Origin of the sequence: Pseudomonas sp. PS02290 (assembly GCF_029960075.1) — a bacterium.
Taxonomy (GTDB): Bacteria; Pseudomonadota; Gammaproteobacteria; order Pseudomonadales; family Pseudomonadaceae; genus Aquipseudomonas.
In genome coordinates, this window is the sequence record NZ_JASCOY010000149.1 from 1 (window position 1) to 8,504 (window position 8,504).

The window sequence follows — 8,504 nt, forward strand, 5'->3', positions numbered from 1 at the left end:
GCGCACCGTGGTCGGTCGTTTCAAACTCTAAGGATTGGGCGCGCGGTGTCAAACGCCGCGCGCCCTGCCCGTTCATCGCTCAAGGCACCTGAGCCCCCGCCACCGCCACGTACACCGAGTACAACGACGTGTTCGCGGCGATGAACAGGCGGTTACGGCGCGGCCCGCCGAAGGTCAGGTTGGCGACCTTCTCCGGCAGGCGAATCTTGCCCAGCAAGGTGCCGTCGGCGGCGAAGCATTGAACGCCATCGCCGGCGCTGGTCCAGATATTGCCCTGCACATCCACGCGCATGCCGTCCGGCACGCCCGGTTCGATCACCGCGAACACCCGCGACTGCCCCAGCTCACGCCCATTGATGACCTCGAACGCGCGGATGTGGTGGGGGCCATCGGGGTCGTGGGAGCGGCCGGAATCGGCGATGTACAGGGTCTGCCCGTCCGGGGAGAACGCCAGGCCATTGGGCTGCACGAAGTCGTTGGCCATGCAGGCGATCTCGCCGCTGTCCGGGTCGATGCGGTAGACGTGGCGGCCCGGCTGCTCTTCGTCGGCCTGATAGCCCTCGTAATCGGTGAGGATGCCGTAGCTCGGATCGGTGAACCACACGGCGCCGTCGCGGTGCACCACCACATCATTCGGCGAATTCAGCCGTTTGCCTTCAAAGCGCTCGGCCAGCACAGTGATAGAGCCGTCCGGTTCGGTGCGGGTCACGCTGCGGGTACCGTGCTCGCAGGTGATCAGCCGTCCCAATAAATCGCGGGTGTTGCCGTTGGCGAAATTCGACGGGGTGCGGAACGTCGACACGCCTTGCTCCGGGGTCCAGCGCAACATGCGCTGGTTGGGGATGTCGCTCCACAACAGATACCCGCCGTCGTTGAACCACACCGGCCCTTCGGCCCAGCGGCACTGGTCGTACAGGCGCTCGAGCTGGGTGTTGGGCAGGATCAGGCGGTGGAAACGCTTGTCATGGCATTCGTAGAGGTCGTCGGACACAGGTTCGATCCTTAATTCAGGCGCGGGCATTTTTGCGGCCGCTGACAGCGGTAATCACCGCGATGATGATCAGGCCGGTGAGGATCAGCCGCACCCCGGCACTGGCGCCGAAGGTGTTGAGCATGCTCACCAGCAGGTAAAGGAACAGCGACGCGCCCCAGATGCCTGGCACGTTGGAAAACCCGCCGGCCACTGAGGTGCCGCCGATCACCACGACGGCGATGGAGGCCAGCAGGTATTCCTCGCCCATGCCCAGCGACGCGCCGCCGGAAAACCCGGCCAGGGTCAGGCCGCAGAGGCTGCCGAACACCGCACAGAGCACGTAGGTGGCGAAGCGCATGCGGCCAACCCGAATCCCGGCCAGTTCAGCGGCGCGGGCGTTTTGTCCGATGGCCAGCACCGAGCGACCGTAGCGGGTGCGGGTCAGCACGTAGCCCATGAGCACCGCCACGGCGATCACCACGAGGGCCAGATACGGCACGCCGAACACGCGGCCGGTGGCGAAGGTGTAGAAACTGTCCGGCGGCGGCACCCGCACGCTCCGGCCATAGGCGATGGCCAGTGATTGCAGGATGAAGCTGGCCGACAGGGTCGCAATGATCGGCGGAATGCGCAGCAGGCGGATCAACGCGAAATTGCCGCAGCCCACCAGCACACCGATGCCCAGCACGCCGACCACGCCCAGCCAGATGTTCGCATCCTGGCCGTCCATGAGCTTCATGCCCAGGGCGCCGCTGAGGGCGATGTTGGCCGGGATCGACAGGTCGATGTTGCCCGGCCCCGTGCTGATGACGAACATCTGGCCGATGCCGACGATCGCGAAGAAGGTCGAGAACGCCAGCGCGCCGGACAGTAGCGCGCCTGCGCCCTGCCCGCCGGTGAACACCAGGGTCGCCACCCAGATCAATAACGCGGCGAGGAATGACCACAGCCATGGCTTGCCGCGCAGCGCTGCAATAGTTGAAGTGCTCATAGCGGGCGTACCTCCAGACGATTGACCGCCGCACGCAGCGCCAGCACGAAAATCAGAATCGCGCCCTGGGCGCCGATCTGCCAGTCAGGCGAGATGCGGATAAACGACAGCAGCGAACCGGCCAGCACCAGGGTCAGCGCGCCAAGCACAGCACCCATGGGTGACACGCGCCCGCCGACGAATTCGCCGCCGCCAAGAATCACTCCGGCGATGGACAACAGGGTGTAACGCAACGCCACGTTGGCGTCGGCCGAGGTGGTCAGCCCCACCAGAAACAGCCCGGACAACACGCCGAAGCCCCCGGCCATGGCGTACATCGCCACTTTGATGCGCAGCAGTGACCAGCCGGCCTTGGCGATCGCCAGCGGATTGCCGCCGGCGCCGCGCAACACCACGCCGACGGTGGAGCGCATCAGGAAAAAGTGCATGGCCAGCCCGAGCACGATGCAGACGATGATTGCCAGCGGAATCAGCGGCGGCTTGATTCGCACCAACGCTTGCAGCCACTGCGGCGCCGTCCCACCCGGTGACGGCAGCAGCAGAATCGCGCCGCCGACCCAGATGAACGACATGCCCAGGGTGACGACAATCGACGGCAGGTTGCGGCTATGGATCAACGCACCGAGCAGCGCATACACGCCCACGCACCCGGCCAGCGCCAGCCAGCCGAGGAACGGGTGTTGATCGAGCAGCGTCACGGCCACGCAGGCAACGAAGCTGATGAAACTGCCCATGGACAGGTCAAGGTCGTTGACGCTGATGATCAGCATCTGCGCGATGGTTGCCAGGGCAATCGGCACCGCCAGGTTGAGCATCAGGTTCAGGCCCATGTAGCTCATGGCCCGGGGTTGCATGATGAAAATGGTCGCCAGCAAGACCACCAGCGACACCGCCGGCAAGGCAGCGCGGAGCATGCGGGCGCGGCGTGCGGCGTTGTTGCGCGTCGCGACGGGTGCGCGGGCAACGGAATTCAACGGGGCATTCATGGGGTTTCCTCGGCGAAGGAGCTGCGCAGGATGCGCTCCTCGCTCAATTCACTGCGCGGCATGTCGAGCACGGTCTGGCCGTCGCGGAAGACATACACGTGATCGCAATAGGTCAGCTCTTCCAGTTCGGTGGTGTACCAGATGAACGTGCGGCCGCGGCCCGCCTCCTCCATCAGAATCGAATACACCTCGCGCTTGGTGCCGACGTCGACGCCACGCATGGGATCGTCCATCAGGATGATCTGGCTGTCGGACGCCAGGGCCCGGGCAAACAAGGCTTTTTGCTGGTTGCCGCCGGACAGCGACAGGATCGGATTGCCCATGTCCGGGGTGCGAATGCTCATGCGCTTCATCCAGTCATCGGCCATGGCCTGCTCGGCGTCGGGGTTCAACAGCAGGCCGCGCTTGAGCTGGTTGAGGGAGCCGATGGTGATGTTTTCGCCGATGGACCACAGCGCAAACACGCCGTCGGTCTGGCGGTCGCCGGCGACGAAACTGGCGCCGGTGCCGCGCTTGATGCAGTCGCGCAGCACCTGGGTCAGTAACTGGCTCTGGCCGTGCCCGGCCAGCCCGGACAGCCCGACGATCTCACCGGCAAACGCCTGCACCGAGCGCTCATCGGTTTGTCGCGCCGGACGCTGTCGCACCCGCGGGCTGCCCTGCTCACGTCGGGAGGCGAAGTCCTGTGTCGCCTGCGCTTGTTCCCGTGCCGTGCCGCCCATGACTTCCACCAGCGAATCGTGGGTGAAGTCTTGCGCTGCTCGGGTTTCAACGATTCTGCCGTCACGCATCACCGCGATGCGGTCACAGGTGCCGAGCATTTCGCCGAGGATGTGGCTGATCAGCACGATGCTGCCGCCGCCCTCGACGAAACGCCGCACATGGCGCAACAGCTGCTCGGCGACCCGCGCGTCGAGGGATGAGGTGGGTTCGTCGAGGATGATCAGATCAAGGCGCTCATCGACGTTGATGAACGCCCGGGCGATTTCCACCATCTGCCGCTTGCCGATGGACAGGTCAGCGACGATGTCATCGGCGTCGATGCCGTGGCCGGGGAAAATCTGCTCGAGCATCGCTTCGATCAGCGCACCGGCCCGACGCCGCCAGCCGAAGCCGCGTAGAGCCGGCGACATCAGCCGGGTGTTCTCTGCCACGTTGAGGTTCGGGCACAGCGACAGTTCCTGGAACACGCAACGAATGCCGTGCTGACGCGCCACTTGTACCGAATAGCCTTCGCGCAGGTCGCGGCCTTCGATCAGTAACTGGCCGCAATCGGCGGCCAGGGTGCCGGCGAGCACTTGCATCAGGGTCGATTTGCCCGCGCCGTTGTGGCCGATCAGGCCCAGGCATTCGCCGGCGCGCACGATCAGGTCGACGTCACTCAGGGCGCGCACGGCGCCGAACGATTTACCGGCGCCGACGAAGGCCACCCGCACAGGTCCATTTGCGTTCATGGTCAGAATTCCTTGGCGGGCCGCAGGCAGCGCGGCCCGCGGTGCTCAAATGGAAAAGCTCACAGGGAAGCGGCGGGCTTGAGCTTGGCGACGTCGTCGACGCTGTAGGTCTCGCTGACGATCCCGCCCTTGGGCAGGTCCTTCAGGCTGGCGTCGAGGGTCTGCTGGGTGACGATGACCGCTGGCGACAGCAGGTCATGGGGCATCTGCTTGCCGTCGAGCAACTGCTGCGCGACATAGAACGCCAGGCTGGAGATGCTCGGCCCGCTGCTGATCGAGAAGCTCTGATAGCCCTGGGCGTCGCTTTGCTTTTTCCACCAGGTCAGTTCTTCTTCGCGGTTGCCAAAGATGATCGCCGGCAACGGACGGCCTGCCGCGACGAAGGCCTGGGCAATGCCGACGCCTTCACCGCCCTGGGTCACCACGGCGTCGACTTTCGGCAGGCTCGGCAGCACGCCGGAAACGGCTTTCTGTGCCACGGTCGGTGACCAGTTGCCGTTCACTTCGCCGATCACTTTCAGGTTCGGGTGTTTCTGCGCGCCGGCGGTGATGCCGGAGTGAATGCGCTCGTCCACCGACACGCCGGCCAGGCCGCGCACTTCCAGGACGTTGCCGCCCTGGGGGAAGCGCTCGGACAGGTAATCCATCTGCTCGATGCCGGTCTGTTTGAAGTCCATGGAGATGCGGTAGGCGCAAGGCTCGGAGACGGTGCCGTCGAAGGAGACGACGATGATGCCGGCGTCGCAGGCCTGTTTCACCGCGCCGTTGAGCGCCGTCGGCGACGAGGCATTGATGACGATGGCGTCATAGCCCTGAAGGATCAGGTTCTGGATTTGCGCGGCTTGCTCGGTGGCCTGGTTTTCCGCCGTGGTGAAACTGTCAGCCGACGCGATCAGGCCATCCTTGACGGCTTTGTCGGTGGTCTGCTGCCAGCTGGCGAGCATCAGCTGGCGCCAGGAGTTGCCGGCGTAATTGTTGGAGAGCGCGATCTTCTTGTCGGAAGTATCGGCATGGGATGCGACAGGCAGGGCCATCAGGGGCGCCACGGCCAGTGCAGCGCAAAGCAATGAACGGCGTAGCGGATGACGACGACTTTTCATAGTTGAACCCTTGTTATTTTTATGGGGGCTGCAGGGTGGCCGACGGCGTCGGTCGCACCTTATTACGAACAGTACGCGGCGAGTCTGCACTGGCCGGCGCGGAGCGTCAGTGGTCAATCGTGCAGACCTGATGCGGGATCCCGCAAGCGACCTGCAGGATCCTGCGTTCTTTTTAGCGCACAGGGGCCATACTGTCCCGGCTGCCCTTTCGTTAGATTTCAAAAATAAAAACAGGTTGAAGCCCATGGCACAGCGACCGCACACCCTTGCCGAAGACGTGCTGCATCATTTTCTCGGTATTTCCCGCGCCCTCGCCGGCCAGCTGGATTTCCAGTCGATGATCGACGCCGTCTCCCGGGAAATCAGCCCGATCCTGCCCCACGACCACCTCGACGTGTGCCTGTTTATCCTCGACGGCCGCGAGCACATCACCTATGAAAGCGGCGTGCACACGCTGTGGGGCGATGTCGCTCAACCGATGCCGGTGCACACCAGCCCCATTCGAGCGGTGCTGTTGGGCGAGCAGGCGTTTCTGCTGACCCACGACGCCATGAACGACGCACGTTTCGCCTTTCCCGGCGCCGCCAACCACCCTATTTTCGACGCCCGCCTGCGCAGTCGCCTGCACGTGCCCTTGCGCGCCCGGGGTGAAATCATCGGTGCGCTGAGCTGCTCGAAACACACCGAGCATTTCTACACCCTGGATGACGTGCGCCACACCCAGCACGTCGCCGATCTGCTGGCCTCGTACGTGTATGCCCTGCGCCAGACCGAACAGGCCAAACAACTGGCCATCGCCGAAGCCCAGGTGCGTGCCCGAGAAGAAGGCCTGCGCCAGGGCGCGCTGCGCCTGACCGAGGAATTGGAGCGTGAACGGCAACGGGTCGGCATGGATTTGCACGACCAGACCCTCGCCGACATGACCCGCCTGCACCGGCGCATCGCCCGCCTGCAAACCCTGCCCAGCGTGCCGGGCGAGGACTTGCGCGGCATCGCCTGCTCGCTCAAGGACAGCATGCAGGAGTTGCGGCAACTGATTGATGCAGTGAAGCCGACGGTGCTGCAGTTGTTCGGCTTCGAAGAAGGCGTTGAAGACCTGTTGCGGCGCAGCGTCCGAGACAGCGGCCTGAGCATCGAAACGCGTCTGCAGGACAGCACCGACGGCATGGGCGATCGCTTGCCGGAGTCGGTGAAAGTCGCGGTGTTCCGCATCATTCAGGAAGCGGTGAACAACGCGATCAAGCACGCGATGCCGGACAGCATCGTCATCCACATCAGCCACACAGGCGCCCTGTTGCAGTTGACCGTCGACGATGACGGCATTGGGCTGGACGTCGGCCACCGGTTCAACAGCGGCGGCATTCAGAACATGCAGGTGCGCGCGCAACTGATGGCGGCGCAGTTGTTTATCGAACGCGGGCCCCACGAGCGGGGAACGCGAGTAAGGGTGTGCCTGCCGCTGGCAGATCTGCCGCTTTTCGTTGAGCCTGCGCCGTCCGTTGAAACGGAGGTTCCATGCAAATCCTGTTGATCGAAGACGACCCGGTGCACCGGGCGTTCCTGCGCGAAGTCATCGAAGTGGCCCTGCCGGAATGCACGCGTTTACTAGAGGCCGAAGACGGCCAGATCGGCGAGCGGTTGTTCAGCGAGAGCCCGGTGGATGCCGTGGTGATGGACCTGCAGATGCCGTGCCGCACCGGCGTCGAAGCGGCCAAGACGATCTGGCGGCAGCAGCCGGACACGTCGATTCTGTTCTGGTCGAATTACTCGGACGAGGCCTATGTGCGGGGCATCGCGCGGATCGTGCCCCAGGGGGCGGCCTACGGTTACATCCTCAAGACCGCCTCGGAAGAACGCTTGCGCCTGGCGTTGCGGGGGTTGTTCATCGAGCAGCAGTGCGTGATCGACCGCGAGATTCGCGGCGTGCAGCTCAAGGCCCACGATCAGTTGTCCGGGCTGAGTGATGGCGAATACGAAGTGCTGCAGGACATCGCCCTGGGCCTCACCGACCGCACCATCGCCACCCGCCGCAACCTGTCGCTGCGCAGCGTGCAGAACCGGCTGCAGCAGCTGTACGAAAAGCTCGGCGTTTACCAGCCCGATGCGGCCGGCGAACGCAGCACCGCCTTCAACCTCCGCGCCCGCGCCGTCAACGTCGCCCTGCTCCGCCGCCTGCTCAACCGCACGGCGCTGGAACAGGCCGAAGCCGAACTGCAACTGTGGCTGAAAAACCCGGCACGGCATCGGTTTGGAGGGGGCTGAGGGGAGATCAAGAGCGTCTGCCTGGGGGCAGACTGTTTCGCCTTCGGCGACTTACTTTTAAAAAGCACTAGAAGTAAGCAAAAGTGCCTGCTCCCGGTTTGGCCCGACTTCGTCGGGTTCCCTCACTTCGACGACGCTCCGTGGGCCCGCGCCGAACGGACATCCATGTCCTGACGGCGCTCTCGCCGCATCCATGCGGCTCGGCCCACTGCGCGTCGTCTACGTTCGGCCTGCACCCAAGTCGCGATTGGTGTCGTCTGGAATTCTTGCGCACGAAGATCAAGATCAAGATCAAGATCAAGGGCTTCCCGGCTAAAGCCGGTCCTACAGTCGAGGCGATTCCACAGGGTGTATGCGGTGCTTTTAGTGGGACCGGCTTTAGCCGGGAAGAGGCCCGCTCAGGCGCCGACATTTTTGCTGACAGTCCCCCTCCTTGTCGGAGCGAGCTTGCTCGCGAATGCTGTATCACAAACACCAGATATCTGTCGGATGTACCGCCCCCTTCGTGAGCAAGCTCACTCCCACAAGTCCTTAGCGTTTGCTCTGTCCTCGATCTGCTTTTGATCTGCTCTTGATCTGCTTTTGATCTTCCTACGCCAAAAGCCCAAACGACACCAATCGCGACTTGGGTGCAGGCTGAACGCAGGTCTCGCGGAGTGGGCCGAGCGGCATGGATGCCGCGAGAGCCGCCCCCCGCCATGGATGGCGGATGGCGGCGGGCCCACGGAGCGGGACCGG

Annotated in this window: 7 protein-coding genes; 2 read left to right on the plus strand and 5 right to left on the minus strand. The window is 64.2% G+C overall.

Translation table 11 applies throughout. From position 1 onward, the window contains the following. Positions 1-79: 79 nt before the first annotated feature. Genes QMX88_RS27855 through QMX88_RS27875 form a run of 5 tightly spaced genes read right to left on the minus strand, consistent with a single transcriptional unit; the run spans position 80 to position 5,438 of the window. Positions 80-991 (minus strand): SMP-30/gluconolactonase/LRE family protein, encoded by a 912-nt coding sequence (locus QMX88_RS27855; RefSeq protein WP_282373467.1) that lies wholly within the window; start codon positions 989-991, stop codon positions 80-82. A gap of 16 nt (positions 992-1,007) precedes the next feature. Next, a complete protein-coding gene (locus QMX88_RS27860; RefSeq protein ID WP_282373469.1) occupies positions 1,008-1,964 on the minus strand; it encodes an ABC transporter permease in 957 nt (318 codons plus the stop codon). Continuing rightward, on the minus strand, positions 1,961-2,950 hold the full coding sequence (locus QMX88_RS27865) for an ABC transporter permease (protein WP_083233150.1): 990 nt from the start codon (positions 2,948-2,950) through the stop codon (positions 1,961-1,963). Before QMX88_RS27865 ends, QMX88_RS27860 begins: the two co-directional genes overlap by 4 nt. Continuing rightward, the gene (locus tag QMX88_RS27870) at positions 2,947-4,404 is read right to left on the minus strand and encodes a sugar ABC transporter ATP-binding protein (RefSeq protein WP_282373471.1); all 1,458 of its coding nucleotides are present in this window, start codon (positions 4,402-4,404) and stop codon (positions 2,947-2,949) included. The genes QMX88_RS27865 and QMX88_RS27870 overlap by 4 nt, the downstream gene beginning before the upstream one ends. A 59-nt stretch (positions 4,405-4,463) precedes the next feature. After that, the gene (locus QMX88_RS27875; protein WP_282373472.1) at positions 4,464-5,438 is read right to left on the minus strand and encodes an ABC transporter substrate-binding protein; all 975 of its coding nucleotides are present in this window, start codon (positions 5,436-5,438) and stop codon (positions 4,464-4,466) included. 310 nt (positions 5,439-5,748) lie between these two features. Here QMX88_RS27875 and QMX88_RS27880 point away from each other — a divergent pair, with 310 nt between their 5' ends. Both QMX88_RS27880 and QMX88_RS27885 read left to right on the plus strand, forming a co-directional pair. After that, positions 5,749-7,035 (plus strand): GAF domain-containing sensor histidine kinase, encoded by a 1,287-nt coding sequence (locus tag QMX88_RS27880; protein WP_282373473.1) that lies wholly within the window; start codon positions 5,749-5,751, stop codon positions 7,033-7,035. Then, positions 7,020-7,766: a response regulator transcription factor gene (locus QMX88_RS27885; RefSeq protein WP_192173609.1), complete on the plus strand. Its 747-nt coding sequence runs from the start codon at positions 7,020-7,022 to the stop codon at positions 7,764-7,766. The genes QMX88_RS27880 and QMX88_RS27885 overlap by 16 nt, the downstream gene beginning before the upstream one ends. The last annotated feature ends 738 nt before the right edge of the window (positions 7,767-8,504 follow it).